Origin of the sequence: Oscillibacter sp., from assembly GCF_040505565.1 — a bacterium.
GTDB lineage: Bacteria > Bacillota > Clostridia > Oscillospirales > Oscillospiraceae > Oscillibacter.
This window is the reverse complement of the sequence record NZ_JBEUWZ010000012.1, coordinates 21,531-37,567: the sequence shown is the minus strand read 5'-3', so window position 1 is coordinate 37,567 and position 16,037 is coordinate 21,531. Positions and strand designations below refer to the sequence as shown.

Below are 16,037 nucleotides of genomic sequence, written 5' to 3'. Positions count from 1 at the left end.
CCGAGGAGGAAGATATTATGAACGCGATCGTAACGGTGATTGGAGAGGACAAGGTCGGCATCATTGCCGGCGTATGTACGCTTCTGGCCGAGAACAACGTCAATATTCTGGATATCACCCAGACCATTTTGCAGGGCAAATTCACCATGGTCATGGCGGTGGATGTGGGCAAGTCCAGCGCGCCCATCGGAGAGCTGAGCACGAAGCTGGAGGCTCTGGGCGAAAAGCTGGACATCTCTATCCGCCTCCAGCGGGAAGAAATTTTCGACGCCATGCACCGTATTTAAGGGGGGAGACCATGCTGAATCAAAAGGACGTTCTCTCCACGATCGAAATGATCGATCAGCAGCACCTCGATATTCGGACCATCACCATGGGCATTTCACTTTTGGACTGCTGCGACCCGGACCCGAAGCGGGCGTGTGAGAAAATCTATGATAAAATTACAAAATACGCGGAAAATCTGGTGAAGACCGGAGAGGATATTGAACGGGAATTCGGTATTCCCATCGTGCATAAGCGGATTTCCGTTACTCCCATGGCTTTGGTGGCCGGTAGCTCCAATACGGAGGACTACGCTCCTTTCGCCCTGGCTATGGACCGGGCTGCAAGGACCTGCGGCGTCAATTTCATCGGCGGCTATTCCGCGCTGGTCCAAAAGGGGATGACCGGGGCGGACGAAAAGCTCATCCGCTCCATCCCGGAAGCACTGGCCTCCACGGAGTTTGTCTGCTCCTCCGTCAACGTGGGGTCCACAAGGGCGGGTATCAACATGGATGCCGTGGCTCTGATGGGCCGCATCGTGAAGGAAACTGCGGCAAAGACCGCTGCGCAGGATGGCCTTGGCTGTGCGAAGCTGGTGATATTCTGCAACGCGGTAGAGGACAACCCCTTTATGGCCGGCGCGTTCCACGGCGTAGGCGAGGCCGAGCGGGTCATCAACGTGGGCGTCTCCGGTCCCGGCGTTGTGTGCAGCGCGCTGAAGGCAGTCCGGGGACAACCCTTCGATGTGGTGGCGGAAACGGTAAAAAAGACCGCGTTCCGCGTGACCCGCATGGGCCAGCTGGTGGCGCAGGAGGCGTCCCGCCGTCTGGACACGCCCTTTGGTATTGTGGATCTGAGTCTGGCGCCCACCCCCGCCATCGGAGATTCCGTTGCCCGCATCTTGGAGGAAATGGGTCTTGAAACCTGCGGTACTCATGGGACCACGGCAGCGCTGGCTTTGCTGAACGACGCGGTGAAGAAGGGTGGCGTCATGGCGTCCTCATCTGTTGGAGGACTCTCCGGCGCGTTCATCCCCGTCAGTGAGGATGAGGGCATGATCGCCGCCGCCCGGAGCGGGACGCTGACCGTGGACAAGCTGGAGGCCATGACCTGCGTGTGCTCCGTGGGCCTCGACATGATCGCCGTCCCCGGTGATACCAGCGCGGATACGATCTCCGCCATCATCGCCGATGAGGCCGCCATCGGCATGGTGAACTGCAAGACCACCGCCGTGCGGCTGCTGCCCGCCCCCGGCAAGAAGGTGGGGGATACCATTGAGATGGGCGGATTGCTTGGCAGCGCGCCGGTAATGCCGGTGCATACGGAGTCCAGCGCGGACTTCATCGCCCGTGGCGGGCGTATTCCTGCTCCGCTCCACAGCCTGAAAAACTGAGAATACCGCTCTTCCTATGCACCATCCGGCGCGGTTGCCGTATTGACTCTCCGGGGCGATATCACCGGGCGGAAATTTATGACGGTTTTCATCGAGGTCATCAGCTTTTACTTTGGAACGCAGGTCCAAAAATGGGATGACGCGGAGAAGCATGGACAAATAAAAAAAGCCGGACGGAAGCAAAGCATTCCGTCCGGCTTTTTTGCATTCGGCTCCGGCGCGCCGGGGCCTCTGTTTAGGGTTGGGCGAGTTCTGCATGGCCCCGCGATCCGCAAACCGATTCATCGCATACCGAGTTGCGGTCTGCTGCGCAGTTGATGGAGCCGTATCCGATACCGGATTCTTTCATGCAGCGGATCAGCTCTTCAAAAGCCTCCGGATTCTGCGACGGGTCGCCGTCCAACTCCACATAGCTGATGTGCCCGCCATTGGTCAAAGCGTGATAGGGAGCCTCCAGCTCAATTTTTTTTCTTGCGCTGATGGGAAAGTAGATGGGAATATGAAAGCTGTCGGTATAATACGCCCGGTCGGTAATGCCCGGCAAAATGCCGTACCGCTCCTGATCCAACTCCGCAAACCGACACGTCGGCCCCGCAGATGGAGTGCCCAGCAGGGTAAAGTTCAGCTTTCGCTTTTCCGATTCCGCATCCGTCCGCGCCTGCATATGGCTGATGATTTCAAGGCCCAAGGCCTGACTTTCCGCACGCTCTCCGTGGTGTTTCCCAACGAGGGCCACCAGCGCCTCGGCAAGGCCGACAAAGCCGATGGAAAGCGTCCCGTGTTTCAGAGCCTCCCGAACCTCGTCATCCGGCTTTAAATACTCACTGTCAAGCCAAATTCCTTGTCCCATGAGAAACGGAAAGTTCCGGGCCAGGCGTCGCCCTTGAATCTCAAACCGCTCCAAAAGCTGCGCCACGCACAGATCCAGCATCCGGTCCAGTCCCGTGTAAAATGCTCCCAGATCGCCGTGCGCCTCAATGGCCAGCCGGGGCAGGTTGACGGATGTGGAGCTCAGATTGCCCCGTTGGAAGGGGATCTCCCGGCTCGGATCGTGAATATTGGAAATTACCCGTATCCCGCAGCCCATGGTGGCGATCTCCGTTTCCGGGTGCCCGGGCTTATAGTAGGGCAGGTTGAACGGCGCGTCCTGAAATACAAAATTGGGAAACAGCCTCTCTGCGGAGCAGCGGCAGGCCAATTGAAACAGGTCGTAGTTGGGTTCGCCGGGGTCAAAGTTGATTCCTTCTTTCACCCGGAAAATCTGAGCGGGGAAGACAGGTGTCTCTCTGTCGCCCAAGCCCGCCTGCGTGGCCAGCAGTAGATTCCTGACCGCCATCCGCCCCTCCGGGGAGGTGTCCATGCCGTAATTCAGGGAGGAGAAGGGAACCTGCCCACCGCCCCGGGATTCCACTATGTTCAGATTGCGGAGCAGCGCCTCCATGGCCTGATAAGTGGCCCGGTCGGTCTCCGCTTCCGCACGGAGATGGGCGAATGACTGCAACAGAACGGCCCGCTCCTCACAAATCCCGTATCGAGCCATCAGCACCGCCCGTTCCAACGTCAGATAATCCCGGTCACCTTCAAGGGATGGCGTAAGATGGTTGTCCATTACAATCTTTGCGGACAGAGACTTCACAGAGTCATCCGCCCTTGCGTCGTCCAACTCCAGCTCCAGCGCTCGGGCAAGATTTTCCCGATAGCACCTCACGAAGGTTTTGCCCACACCCTCCGCCATACCATAGTCGAAGTTGGCAATGGACTGTCCGCCGTGCTGGTCGTTCTGGTTGGATTGTAGGGCGATACAGGTCAGCGCGGAGTAGGCGGCGATGTCGCTGGGCTCCCGCAGATGGCCCAGTGCGCCGGAGAAGCCGTTATGGAACAGCTTTAGAATGTCAATTTGAGAGCAGGAGGTGGCGAAGGTGTAAAAGTCCAGGCTGTGGATGTGGATATCTCCGGCGGCATGGGCCGCAGCGAACTCCGGTCTCAGGACATAAGCCTGAAAGTAGGCTTTGGCACTTTCACTGCCATATTTTAAAAGGCTGCCCATGGCAGTGTCGTTGTGAATGTCGGCGTTTTCCCACTCCCTGCCGGAGGATTTCGCGGGGCGCCATGTGATGTCCTCATAAATCTTTTTCAGCCGTTCGCCAAGAGCCCGGGCTCGGGCCCGCTCACTGCGGTAGAGGATGTAGGCTTTGGCGGTCTCTGGGTAGTCTTCCTCCATCAGCACCAGCTCCACCAGATCCTGAACATGTTCTACCTCGGGGAGCTCCACACCCTCCACCTCCAAAATGGAGGTGACCTTTGCAGCCAGCCGATCTGCAGTCTCCGCCATGTCGGGCTGGAAGGCGGCGTCAAACGCTTTCAGAAGGGCGGTGGAGATTTTGCGCTGATCGAAGGCAACGACGCGGCCATCCCGTTTTTTAATGGATTTGATACTCATATGGATTCCTCCTGCTTTTTTCGGAATCAGGCGCGGTATCCGGCAGCTATTTTCTGGGCAGAGAGACTTACGGTGGCAATTTTAACTCTTTTATAACCGTAGCACGGCGAGGAGGGCCTGTCAAGGTAAAGAAGGGGAAAAAGCCCTCGCAGAAAAGCCCCCGCACCTATGGGTGCGGGGGCTTTTGGGGCAGTATGAAAAGCTAGTGAGGGGATTAGCAGCAGGGAGTGCGATCGCATCCGCAGTTGTTGCCGCATCCGCAGTTGTTGTTACCGCAGCCGCCCCAGCCGCCATTGCCGCAGCAGCAGCAGATCAGGATGACAAGGATAATGATCCAGCAGCAGCTGCCGCCACCAAAGAAGCCGTTATTACCACACATAATGGGACCTCCTATGAAATCGTAGACCGACGTGCATCAGTCTCAATCCATAGTATGCCGCCCTCGGGCAGGTGTTACGGAATCCGGGGGCCGGAGATGAGCGCCGTGGCGGAAAAATTTTCATTTTCCGTAAAAATACCCTTGGAGAGCAGCGTCTGCCGGAGGGTCTGCCCTGTGCCGGAGACCGGAGCGTCCAGCGCATACCAAGAGACATAGACAAGCTCCGCCCGCAAAAACGCGTCCCGGGACAGCATGGATTCCTCTCCTGCGGTCAGAATTCCGCAGCTTACAGCCCGGTCCAGCGTTCCGGTCAGATCTGTGGTACCGATAGAGCTGTATCCCAGAGCGCGCAGGACAAATTCCACATATTGATAGGCGTTCACTTTCTGACTGGGGCGGAATGTGGTCTTTGTATAGCCGTTGGTATAGCCCTGACTGTAAGCGTAACCGACATACCGCGCCGGTTCGGACCCAGCTGCGATGTCGGTGAAAGGAGTGGTGCCGGTATAGGCCAGCGCCTCGTCCTCCTCACCCATAAGGCGGATGAACATAATGAGGGCCTGCAGCCGGGTGGGGGATACCTCCAGATCAAAGCCGTTGCCATATCCGGTGAGGCTGCCTCGGAACAGGTGAATGGTTTTCAGAGCCTCCGCCATGGCGTTGTAGTCTGCGGCAGAGGAATAGGACAGGCTGTACGGTCCCTGGTAGTCCAACACGGCGGTCTTGCCGGCAACAGTGAAGCTGGCCGCTGTATTCTCCGCCACTAGGTAACGGTGCCGGACGGTCAAAGTGGAACCAGACGAGACCTCTGTGCCGGAAGTGGCGTCCACAACCGTGCCGGAGGAAAAGGAAACGGCTATTTCACCCGCCAGCGGCAGCACACAGGTGCCTGTGGAGCCGGACAGCATGTCGCCTGATATCAGGCGGGTCTCCGTCCAGGCGTCCGCGTTAGCGGAGACGGGGACGGAAGCGGACGCGCCGGAACGCTGCGCGTCTATTCGATGGAGAACTGTGTCCGTAAAGGTACCGTTCAAATAGGAGAGGGAAATCAGCGGGTCGTCGGAACTGCCGCCGGACGCGGCGGCATAGTAGATACACATACCGGACAGCAGCATAAAGAGCACGGGAAGCAGTGCCCGTTTTTTCATAGGGACTCCTTTCATGCGTCCAAAAGAGAAAGGCTCAGCGGTTTGCGATGCGATAGCTCAGCGTCAGCAGACTGTCCGCAAAGTGAATGTTTTCAAATTGAACCGTTGGGTCAGAGCTGGACAATTCGATGTTTGTAAAATTCCAGAAGCCGCGGATGCCCAGCGCGATCAGACGGTTGGCAACTTCCTGCGCCACATGCTGGGGAATGGTCAGAGCTACCACATCCACCGTGTGGATGCGGATAAATTCCTCCAGTTCATCCATGGAGCGAATGGGTATGCCGTTGATATACGTTCCCACAACGGAGGGGGATACGTCAAAGGCGGCGCCTACGGTAAAACCGGTCTGCGAGAAAGGAAAATTTTGCAAAATGGCATGGCCCAGATTGCCGGCACCGATCATGATGAGGTGGTGGTTCTTATCCACGCCGAGAATATGACCGATCTCCGTGCGCAGTTCCTCAACATTATATCCGTAGCCCTGTTGTCCGAACTCGCCGAAGCAGCTAAAATCCTGCCGGATCTGAGAAGCCGTGATTTTCATTTCCTGACCGAGAGAGTGGGATGAGATGCGTACCACCCCGCTGCTGTACAGGCTGTTCAGCTGACGATAGTATCGGGGAAGACGGCGAATTACGGCGTCGGATATATTTTCCTTTTTCAAAGGGGGTTCCTCCTTCGACAGCACTTGTTAAATATTTCTCAAATATAGTTTAGACCAAAACCATAATGTTGTCAATTTTATTAACAATCATTTTCTAAAAAAATTTTTTTGTCAGGGGTTTACTTTTGGGGGGTTTCCTGCTATACTAACTTTCGCTGTCCAGCATATTTCGATTTGTATATCTGCGCCCGTAGCTCAGTTGGATAGAGCGTTAGACTCCGACTCTAAAGGCCACTGGTTCGAATCCAGCCGGGCGTACCAAAGGAAGAAAGTTCTTGAAGCCATTGGATTTCAAGAACTTTCTTCCTTTCAAATGCTGAAGACGATTGCAAAAGTTGATCGTATTTTAATGTTTTGTACTTAGTTTTACAACAGGGAATGTGGTACACGTGTGGTACAAAACGGGGTTCGCCGGGTTACCCACCTTGATTAAGACATAAAAAATGACCTGTGTACCCAAAACCTTTTAGTCATTACAGTGCGAGGATCATGAAAAAAGCTTGCAATCGGGGGAAAGTTGTGATATTCTATTCAAGCTACAAAGGGCGGTCCTCTGCCGTGCATGCGCGGAATAGCGCCTTATTGCCATTGAAAAGCGGCATGAACACCTATAATTTAGGAGGATAATCCATGGATCTCATTAAGGAATTGAACAAGGAAACGCTGGAGCACGAGCAGCTCCAGGTGAAGGTGGGCGATACCGTTCGCGTTCACGTGAAGGTCAAGGAAGGCTCTCGTGAGCGTATCCAGATCTTCGAGGGTACCGTTATCGCCAAGAAGCACGGAGGCATTGAGGAGACGTTCACCGTCCGCCGCATCTCTTATGGTGTGGGCGTGGAGAAGGTGTTCCCCGTTCACTCTCCCTCCATCGAAACGGTGGAGATTGTCCGCAACGGCAAGGTACGCCGGGCGAAGCTCTATTACCTGCGCGAGCGCGTGGGCAGAGGCGCCAAGGTCAAGGAGAAACTTTGATCCATAGAAAAGAGAGGCGAAAGCCTCTCTTTTTTGTACCCTTCCGTGCATGCTTACGAACGGCTTTTGCTATGCGGGTATGTTCGAGACTGCCCGGTGATCATGCGGTATTCTGCCGGAAGCATATGCGATGTCACGGAAAAAATCGTGCATTGCCGTACTTGTTCTTTTTCTTTGAGTTTGATATACTGATAAAGTTGACCAGCATTTCCATCAATAGCCGCGCCCGATGGGAGAACGGCCTCGGTGCGCGGCCGTTTCAGCGGGTAATTTTGCCGGAGCCCGGACGAGGTATTAAATGAAGAACAATCAGACAGAATTAGCAAATGTGCCTGCCGAAACGGCGGGGGAGAGCCTGTATGAATGGGTGCGGGCGCTGGTGTCCTCCGTAATGGCGGTGGTGCTGATTTTTACCTTCGCTGTCCGGCTGATCGGGGTGGACGGACATTCTATGGTGCCGACGCTTCAGGACGGCGACCGTCTGGCGGTGGCCGTGGGCGTACTGGCGGGGAAGTATAGGACCGGAGACATCGTGGTGCTGCGCAAGCAAAGCTTTTTGGACGAACCCATTGTCAAGCGTGTAATCGCCATGGAGGGGCAGACCGTGGACATTGACTTTTCCACCGGCAGCGTCGAGGTGGACGGAAAGGTTTTGAACGAGCCGTACATCAACGAGCTGACCTTCCGGTCGGACGGAACGGAGTTTCCCCTGACGGTGCCGAAGGGGTCCGTCTTCGTCATGGGGGATAACCGCAACCACTCCAACGACAGCCGGGATGTCCGGCTGGGCACGGTGGATACGGGCTACATTATCGGAAAAGCAGTGCTTCTGCTGTATCCCGGCGCGGATTCGGAGACCGGAAAGCGGGACTACTCCCGCATTGGCTTCCTCCGTTGACGGGAAATTTCTTTGCAAAGCGGCAAAATACAAGCGAGCGTACGCCAAAGGCAATAGCCGTGAATCGTGCGGCTCTGCCTTAAAGGAGGACGACCCGTGGAAAACGGACAGAACCTGAAAATTCAATGGTATCCGGGCCATATGACCAAGACCCGGCGGATGATTGCGGACCAGCTGAAAAATGTGGATGCGGTGTGCGAGCTGCTGGACGCGCGGATTCCCGTTTCCAGCCGGAATCCGGACGTGGACGAGCTGACGGCGGGAAAGCCCCGGCTGGTGGTGCTGAACCGTGCGGACCAGGCGGACCCAGACCTGACGAAGCGGTGGGCGGAGTACTTTCGGGATAAGGGATACGCAGTGCTGGCATGCAGCGCCAAGGACGGGGATGGCGTAGACCGGTTCCCCGCCGCCGTGCGGACCCTGCTTGCGGACAAGCTGCGCTCATACGCCGAAAAAGGGCAGGCGGGACGCACCATGCGGGTGATGATTCTGGGTATCCCCAACGTGGGAAAATCCACTTTTATCAACCGGGTGTCAAAGCGGAAGACCACCAAGACGGAGGACCGGCCCGGCGTCACCCGAGCGAAACAATGGGTCCCCGTCGACCAGGGACTGGACCTGCTGGATACTCCGGGAATCCTGTGGCCGAAGTTTGAAGACCAAAGCGTGGGACTGAATCTGGCCTTCACCGGCGCGGTCCGGGACGAGGTGATGGACTTGGAGGCCCTTGCCTGCAATCTGATGGCCTATCTCGCAGGGCGTTATCCCGCGGCGCTGGCGGAGCGGTATAAATTCCAGCCGAAGCCGGAGGATTCCGGCTACGATCTGCTGCAAAGGGCGGGGCAGATGCGGGGCTTTGTCATGCGGGGCGGCGAGATCGACACGGAACGGATGGCAAAGATTCTGCTGGACGAGTTTCGTGGAGGCAAGCTTGGACGCTTTACACTTGAAATGCCGGAGGAGGTCCGCCATGTCTGAGATGGAGCATCCCTGGAGCATCGAGGAGCGGTGCTTTACTGCCGGACACGAAACGGTGTGCGGTGCGGATGAGGCCGGGGCCGGTCCTTTGGCGGGACCGGTGTACGCCGCGGCGGTGATTTTGCCACGGGGCCTTGTGATCGACGGGCTGAATGATTCCAAAAAACTGAGCCCGAAAAAGCGCGAGGCGCTGTTTGATACCATCTGCGCGGAGGCGGAGGACTTCTGCGTCGCGTGGGTGGAGGCGGAGGAGATTGACTGCACTGATATTCTCAGCGCCCGGATAAAAGCCATGCAGCTGGCCATCGACGGCCTGAAGAAAAGGCCGGATTTCGCGCTGATTGACGGAAACCGGGACTGTGGAAGCTGCTGTGCCATTAGGACGCCCCATGAAACCGTCATCGGTGGGGACGGATTGAGCGCGTCCATCGCGGCTGCGTCGATTCTGGCGAAGGTCAGCCGGGATCGGTATGTGACGGAAGTTTTGGACCGGGAGTACCCGTGCTACCAGTTCGCAAAGCACAAGGGATACGGCACGAAGCTGCACTATGAGATGCTGGACGCCTACGGTCCCTGCCCAGCCCACCGGAAAAGCTTTCTGAAAAAATGGGAGCAGAGGCGGCCATGACGACGAAAGATGCCGGGAACCGGGGCGAGGCGGCGGTGGCCAGATATCTGCGGGAGCGGGGTTACGGCCTGCTGGCTAGCCAGTGGCGCTGCCGGTTTGGGGAGATCGACCTGATCGCCCGGGACCCAGAAGGGCAGCTGTGCTTTGTGGAGGTCAAGCTGCGGAGTAATCTCTGCGCGGGACTCCCACGGGAGTACGTGGACGGGCGCAAGCAGGCGCGGCTTCGGACGACCGCCGCGCTGTACATGAGCATTAGGAAGCTGGATGAACCCGCCCGGTTCGATGTGGCGGAAGTTTACGACGAAAACGGCGCGCTCCGGGTGGAGTATCTGGAAAACGCATTTGAATAAGGCGCTGAGGCGGCCTGTATCCATACAGAGCAGGAGGAACGAATATGAAGTATTACAGCACACGGGACACCGCGGTGTCGCTTAGCGCGGCGCAGGCCGTGAAGCAGGGACTGAGCCGGGACGGGGGCCTGCTGACCCCCATGGAATTTCCGAAACTTTCCGAGGGAGACTTGAACGCTATGCTGCCCATGACCTATCAGCAGCGGGCTGCCGCGATCATGGGCCTGTATCTGACGGATTATAGCGCAAAGGAACTGCTGGCCTTTGCGGAGAAAGCCTACGGTCCCGCCCGATTTGACACGTCCGCCGTGGCCCCGGTGCGGACGCTGGATGAAACCACCCACTGCCTGGAGCTGTGGCATGGACCCACCTCCGCATTCAAGGATTTGGCGCTCCAGATGCTGCCCCAGCTGTTGTCCGCCGCCCTGAAAAAGACGGGGGAGACCCGGACGGCCTGTATTCTGGCGGCTACCTCCGGGGACACCGGTAAGGCTGCCATGGAGGGCTTTGCCGATGTGGAGCAGACGAAGATTCTGGTGTTCTACCCCAAAGACGGCGTCTCCGCCGTTCAGGAGGCCCAGATGCTTACCCAGCGGGGAGAGAACGTGAGTGTCTGCTCCGTGGTAGGGAATTTTGACGACACTCAGAGCGGCGTGAAGCGTATTTTCTCCGACGGGGCGCTCCGGGATGAGCTGGACAGGCGGGGCTATTTCCTCTCCTCCGCCAACTCCATCAACTGGGGACGCATTCTGCCGCAGGTGGTCTACTATATCTCCGCTTACTGCGATCTTGTGCGGGACGGAAACCTGAAGCTGGGGGAGAAGGTCAACTTCTGCGTTCCCACCGGCAACTTCGGCGACATTCTGGCGGGATACTACGCCAGAAAGATGGGCCTGCCCGTGGGCAGACTGATCTGCGCCTCCAACAAAAACGACGTGCTGACGGAATTCCTGACCACCGGAACCTATGATCGCAACCGGACGTTTTACAATACCATGAGTCCCTCCATGGACATCCTGATTTCCTCCAATCTGGAGCGGCTGCTGTTCGATCTTGCCGGACAGGACGGCGAAAAGGTGAAGGCCTACATGGACCAGCTCGCCATGAGCGGCAGCTACCGGGTGGAGGACGGCGTTTTGGAGCAGATCAGGGATTTGTTCTGGGCCGGCTCCTGCGGCGAGGAAGGTACAGCCGCAGCCATTGCCCACTATTATAAGGACTGCGGTTATCTGATAGATACCCACACCGCCGTGGCGGCGGATGCGATGGCGCAATACCGCGCCGCCACCGGCGACGCCGCACCCACGGTATTCGTTTCCACCGCGTCTCCCTTCAAGTTCTGCGACAGTGTGCTCAAAGCCCTCGGCGAGACGCCGAAGGGGGAGGGCATCGATCTGATCGACCAGCTTCAGTACGCCACCGGAAGATCCGCCCCATGGCGGCTGGCGGCCCTGCGGGAGAAGGAACGGCGGTTCGACCTCTCCCGAAAGAAAGAGGAAATGCCGGAGGTCGTGCGGGCGTTTCTAAAGTAAGCGTCATCTCTGCTTTGCGCGACAAGCATTCAGGCGGGACCGCCCAATATCGGCGATCCCGCTGCGAAAAAATGAAAAGGAGGGCTTTGATGGCCCTTTATGCAATTGGAGACCTGCATCTGTCCCTGACGGCCAATAAATCCATGGAGGTATTCGGCGAGGCATGGAAAAATTATGTGGACCGAATTGCCGAGTCCCTCTCCGTTCTGACGGCGGACGATACGCTGATTTTGGACGGCGACACTTCCTGGGGCATCGACATGGCGGAGGCAGAGGCGGATTTCCGCTTTTTGGACCAATTTCCCGGGAAAAAGCTGCTGGTAAAGGGAAATCACGACTACTGGTGGTCCACCGTCAATAAAATGAGCGGCTTTTTTGCGGAGAGGGGATTGACCTCCTTTGAATTTCTCCACAACAACTGCCAGTTTTACGGGCAATACGCCCTGTGCGGAACCCGGGGGTGGTTTCTGGAGGAAAATCAGAAGGCCCCAGACGCAAAGGTGCTGAACCGGGAGGTCATGAGGCTGGAAACATCCCTGAAGGCGGCGGGGGACAGGCCCATTTTCTGCTTTCTCCACTATCCGCCGCTGTACCAGGGCTACCGGTGTCCGGAGATCCTGGGGCTTCTGGAGAAGTACCGTGTGAAGGCGTGCTTTTACGGGCATCTTCACGGGCCGGTGATCCGCCGCCGCTTCGAGGAGGAGCGGAGCGGGACTGCTTTTTTCCTTATTTCCGCAGACCATTTGGGGTTCGTTCCAAAAAAAATCTGCGAATAGCGGAAAAAAGTGTGGATTTTTTGATATTTATCTGATATTATAGAAAACTGGACCGGCCTGTACCGGTCATGAACGGAGGAGTAAACAATATGAACGTGAAAAACTGCGAAAATCAGGAGAAAAGTACCGTCGCTCTGACTGTAGAGGTCAGCGCGGAGGAGTTTGAGGCCGCTATTGTAAAAGCATATCAGAAGATGCGCAGGAAGATCAATGTGCCGGGCTTTCGTCCGGGCAAGGCTCCCCGCAAGATCATTGAGGGGATGTACGGCGCAGAGGTGTTTTTCGAGGAAGCGGTCAATATCGCCATGCCCGACGCCTATGAGGCTGCCGTGGCTGAAAAGGGACTGAACGTCGTGGGCTATCCTCAGGTGGAGCTGGAGGGCGAGGTCACCAAGGAGGGCTTTACCTTCAAGGCAGTCGTTCCCGTCTACCCCGAGGTGAAGCTGGGCGAGTACAAGGGCTTGAAGGCCCCCAAGGCCGCCGTGAAGGTTGCCGCCGCCGATGTGGATGACCGACTGAAGGAAATGGCCGACCGCAACACCCGTCTGGTGTCCGCGGATCGGGAGGCGAAGAACGGCGACATGGCCGTCATCGATTTTGAGGGGTTCTTGGGCGGCAAGTCCTTTGACGGCGGCAAGGGCGAGAACCACAGCCTGGAGCTGGGTTCCGGCAGCTTTGTCCCCGGCTTTGAAGAGCAGGTGGTCGGCATGAAAGCCGGCGACGAAAAGGACATCAACATCACTTTCCCGACGGACTACGCGCCGGAGCTTGCCGGCAAGGACGTTGTCTTCAAGGTGAAGCTCCACGAGGTCAAGGAGAAGGATGTCCCCACCATGGACGACGAATTTGCCAAGGATGTCAGCGAGTTCGATACGCTGGAGGACCTGAAGGCCGATATTGAGAAGAAGATCGCCGACGAGAGGGAACAGGCTGCACAGCAGACATTTGAGGACAATCTGATGCAGCAGGTGGCGGAGAATATCACCGCCGATGTGCCCGACGCCATGGTAGAGGCGCAGGCCCGCCGTTTCCTGGACAATTTCAAAAACCAGATTCAGCAGCAGGGGATTCCCTATGACCAGTATCTGAAGATGGCTGGCATGGACGAGGCCAAGCTGCTGGAGGATGCCAGAGAGCCCGCTCTGCGGCAGGTCCGTCTGGATCTGGCTCTGGCTGCCATTATCAAGGATGAGAAGATCGAAGTCTCCGACGAAGAAGTGGAGAGCGAGTATAAGACCATGGCGGAGAAGTACTCGATCGAGCTGGAGAACGTCAAAAAGTATCTGCCCGCCGAGCAGATCAAGGATCAGCTCAGCACCCGCAAGGCCATCGAAATCGTGCGGGACAGCGCCACCGCCACCGAGCCCGAGGAGAAGAAGGCGGAGGACGGCGAGGAGAAGCCCGCCAAGAAGTCTGCCGCTAAGAAGACCACCAAAGCGGAGGATGACGAGGAAAAGCCCGCGAAGAAGCCTGCCGCCAGAAAGACCACCAAGAAAGCGGAGGAATAATCCGAGTAGCCGCTACATTTTACAGATTCGACACATTCTCTCATGGTGCCTGTGGTATCATGGGAGAATGTTTCTAGGCGGACGTACTTCGGCATATGATACCGAAAACTCCGTAAGCCAGTATTGAATTGGAGGTTTTACCAATGAGTTTAGTGCCTTATGTAGTAGAACAGACCAACCGTGGCGAAAGGTCCTATGATATTTTTTCACGGCTGCTGAACGATCGTATCGTCTTTTTGGGCGAGGAGGTCAACGCCACTACGGCCAGCCTCGTCGTGGCCCAGCTTCTGTATTTGGAGGCCCAGGACCCGGACAAGGACATCCAGCTGTATATCAACAGCCCCGGCGGCTCCGTTACCGACGGCATGGCCATCTATGATACCATGCAGTACGTCAAGTGCGACGTATCCACCGTATGTGTGGGCATGTGCGCGTCCATGGGTGCGTTCCTGCTGTCCTCCGGCACAAAGGGCAAGCGCATTGCCCTGCCCAATGCCGAGATCATGATTCACCAGCCTTCCGCCGGGACTCAGGGCCAGATCACCGACATGGCCATCCATCTGAAGCGTCTGGAGATCATCAAAAAGCGTATGAACCATATTCTGGCCGGCAACACCGGCAAGTCCCTCGAAGAAGTCACCGCCGCCTGCGAACGGGATAACTTCATGTCCGCAGAGGAGGCCAAAGACTTTGGACTGATCGACAAGATCATTTTGAATCACTGATTGCTCTTATATCAGAAAGACAACGGAAAGACAGAACTGAGGTAATACCATGAATGAAGACGCCAAGAAAACCCTTCGCTGTTCCTTCTGCGGTAAACACGAGCAGCAGGTCCACCGGATGATTCAGGGACCGGGCGTACGTATCTGCGACGAGTGCGTCCAGCTGTGCATGAGTATTCTGAACGACGGGTTCGAGGACCCCGGCGTCTCCGGCCTGGAGGAGATTCCGGATAAGCTGCCCACGCCCCAGGAGATCAAAGGTGTTCTGGACCAGTATGTGATCGGACAGGATGAGGCGAAGATCGCCCTCTCTGTGGCGGTTTATAACCACTATAAGCGGATCTACTTCGGCGGCGACGAGGAAGTGGAGCTGCAAAAGAGCAACATCCTCATGCTGGGACCCACCGGTTCCGGCAAGACACTGTTTGCCCAGACCCTGGCCCGCATTCTGAAGGTGCCGTTTGCCATTGCGGACGCCACCACGTTGACCGAGGCCGGCTATGTGGGAGACGATGTGGAAAACATCCTTCTGCGCCTTTTGCAGGCCGCCGACTTCGATGTGGAGCGGGCCGAGCGGGGCATCATCTACGTGGACGAGATCGACAAGATTGCCCGCAAGAGCGAAAATGTCTCCATCACACGGGACGTTTCCGGCGAGGGCGTGCAGCAGGCGCTTTTGAAAATTGTGGAGGGGACCGTGGCCAACGTTCCGCCGCAGGGCGGACGCAAGCACCCTCATCAGGAGTTTATTCAGGTCAATACCAAGAACATCCTGTTTATCTGCGGCGGCGCTTTCGACGGCCTGGACAAGATCATTGAGCAGCGCATGGATCAAAAGAGCATCGGTTTCGGTGCGAAGATCGAGGGGAAGAAGGACCGGAACCTGAGCCGTATTCTTGCCAGCGTCCAGCCCCATGATGTTTTGAAGTATGGCCTGATTCCGGAGCTGGTGGGCCGGCTGCCGGTGATTACCACGCTGAATGCCCTGAGCCGCGACGATCTGGTACGGATTCTGACAGAGCCGAAAAATGCGCTGGTCAAGCAGTATCAAAAGCTTTTGGGCTATGACAATGTGGAGCTGGTCTTTGAACAGGAGGCGTTGGGAGCCGTGGCTGACAAGGCCATTGAGCGGAATATCGGCGCCCGTGGCCTGCGGGCGGTGATGGAGTCCATCCTGACACAGATCATGTATGACGTGCCCTCCGACCCCACTATTGAAAAGGTGAGTATTACCAAGGGATGCGTGGAGGGAACGGAGAAGCCCGCGCTGATTTATGACAAGCGTCGCGTGAACCATGCGGTGAAGCTGAGCAACGGCAAAACCGAAAAGTCGGAGCTGTCCGGCAGTACGCCTGCCTCCGCATCCTGAGTAGCCGCAAGCC

At 57.0% G+C, this 16,037-nt stretch carries 16 protein-coding genes and 1 tRNA gene; 13 read left to right on the top strand and 4 right to left on the bottom strand.

Annotation, left to right across the window (positions count from 1 at the left end; translation table 11 throughout):
• The first annotated feature begins 17 nt into the window (after window positions 1-17).
• A complete protein-coding gene (locus tag ABWQ15_RS06085) occupies window positions 18-287 on the top strand; it encodes an ACT domain-containing protein (RefSeq protein ID WP_353907867.1) in 270 nt (89 codons plus the stop codon).
• A gap of 11 nt (window positions 288-298) precedes the next feature.
• Window positions 299-1,657, top strand: a complete 1,359-nt coding sequence (locus tag ABWQ15_RS06080; protein ID WP_353907866.1) for a PFL family protein — start codon at window positions 299-301, stop codon at window positions 1,655-1,657.
• A gap of 235 nt (window positions 1,658-1,892) precedes the next feature.
• Here the strand turns inward: ABWQ15_RS06080 and ABWQ15_RS06075 are convergent, their stop codons facing one another.
• The 4 genes from ABWQ15_RS06075 to ABWQ15_RS06060 form a co-directional block, all read right to left on the bottom strand.
• Window positions 1,893-4,097: an anaerobic ribonucleoside triphosphate reductase gene (locus ABWQ15_RS06075; protein ID WP_353907865.1), complete on the bottom strand. Its 2,205-nt coding sequence runs from the start codon at window positions 4,095-4,097 to the stop codon at window positions 1,893-1,895.
• Between the two features lie 214 nt (window positions 4,098-4,311).
• A complete protein-coding gene (locus ABWQ15_RS06070) occupies window positions 4,312-4,476 on the bottom strand; it encodes a hypothetical protein (RefSeq protein WP_353907864.1) in 165 nt (54 codons plus the stop codon).
• A gap of 74 nt (window positions 4,477-4,550) precedes the next feature.
• A complete protein-coding gene (locus ABWQ15_RS06065; protein ID WP_353907863.1) occupies window positions 4,551-5,624 on the bottom strand; it encodes an S-layer homology domain-containing protein in 1,074 nt (357 codons plus the stop codon).
• A gap of 34 nt (window positions 5,625-5,658) precedes the next feature.
• Entirely contained in the window at window positions 5,659-6,288 is a 630-nt protein-coding gene (locus ABWQ15_RS06060) for a redox-sensing transcriptional repressor Rex (protein WP_353907862.1), read from the bottom strand.
• A gap of 184 nt (window positions 6,289-6,472) precedes the next feature.
• Between ABWQ15_RS06060 and ABWQ15_RS06055 the strand changes: the two genes are divergently transcribed.
• The 11 genes from ABWQ15_RS06055 (at window position 6,473) to clpX (ending at window position 16,024) form a co-directional block, all read left to right on the top strand.
• Window positions 6,473-6,549 (top strand) — tRNA-Arg (locus ABWQ15_RS06055).
• Between the two features lie 369 nt (window positions 6,550-6,918).
• A complete protein-coding gene (gene rplS / locus ABWQ15_RS06050) occupies window positions 6,919-7,260 on the top strand; it encodes a 50S ribosomal protein L19 (RefSeq protein WP_353907861.1) in 342 nt (113 codons plus the stop codon).
• Window positions 7,261-7,558: 298 nt separating this feature from the next.
• Window positions 7,559-8,158 (top strand): signal peptidase I, encoded by a 600-nt coding sequence (gene lepB / locus ABWQ15_RS06045; RefSeq protein ID WP_353907860.1) that lies wholly within the window; start codon window positions 7,559-7,561, stop codon window positions 8,156-8,158.
• Window positions 8,159-8,254: 96 nt separating this feature from the next.
• A complete protein-coding gene (gene ylqF, locus ABWQ15_RS06040; RefSeq protein WP_353907859.1) occupies window positions 8,255-9,136 on the top strand; it encodes a ribosome biogenesis GTPase YlqF in 882 nt (293 codons plus the stop codon).
• Window positions 9,129-9,764, top strand: coding sequence for a ribonuclease HII (rnhB, locus tag ABWQ15_RS06035; protein WP_353907858.1), 636 nt, complete (start codon window positions 9,129-9,131; stop codon window positions 9,762-9,764). Before ylqF ends, rnhB begins: the two co-directional genes overlap by 8 nt.
• Window positions 9,761-10,114 carry a YraN family protein gene (locus ABWQ15_RS06030; protein ID WP_353907857.1) on the top strand — a complete coding sequence of 118 codons (354 nt, stop codon included), beginning with the start codon at window positions 9,761-9,763 and terminating at the stop codon, window positions 10,112-10,114. The genes rnhB and ABWQ15_RS06030 overlap by 4 nt, the downstream gene beginning before the upstream one ends.
• 44 nt (window positions 10,115-10,158) lie before the next feature.
• Window positions 10,159-11,646: a threonine synthase gene (gene thrC, locus ABWQ15_RS06025; RefSeq protein ID WP_353907856.1), complete on the top strand. Its 1,488-nt coding sequence runs from the start codon at window positions 10,159-10,161 to the stop codon at window positions 11,644-11,646.
• A gap of 89 nt (window positions 11,647-11,735) precedes the next feature.
• A complete protein-coding gene (locus tag ABWQ15_RS06020) occupies window positions 11,736-12,422 on the top strand; it encodes a metallophosphoesterase (RefSeq protein WP_353907855.1) in 687 nt (228 codons plus the stop codon).
• Between the two features lie 89 nt (window positions 12,423-12,511).
• Entirely contained in the window at window positions 12,512-13,930 is a 1,419-nt protein-coding gene (tig, locus tag ABWQ15_RS06015) for a trigger factor (protein WP_353907854.1), read from the top strand.
• 143 nt (window positions 13,931-14,073) lie between these two features.
• Complete coding sequence (locus tag ABWQ15_RS06010) at window positions 14,074-14,655, top strand: ATP-dependent Clp protease proteolytic subunit (RefSeq protein ID WP_353907853.1); 582 nt, start codon at window positions 14,074-14,076, stop codon at window positions 14,653-14,655.
• Between the two features lie 49 nt (window positions 14,656-14,704).
• Window positions 14,705-16,024, top strand: a complete 1,320-nt coding sequence (clpX, locus tag ABWQ15_RS06005; protein ID WP_353907852.1) for an ATP-dependent Clp protease ATP-binding subunit ClpX — start codon at window positions 14,705-14,707, stop codon at window positions 16,022-16,024.
• Window positions 16,025-16,037 lie beyond the last annotated feature (13 nt).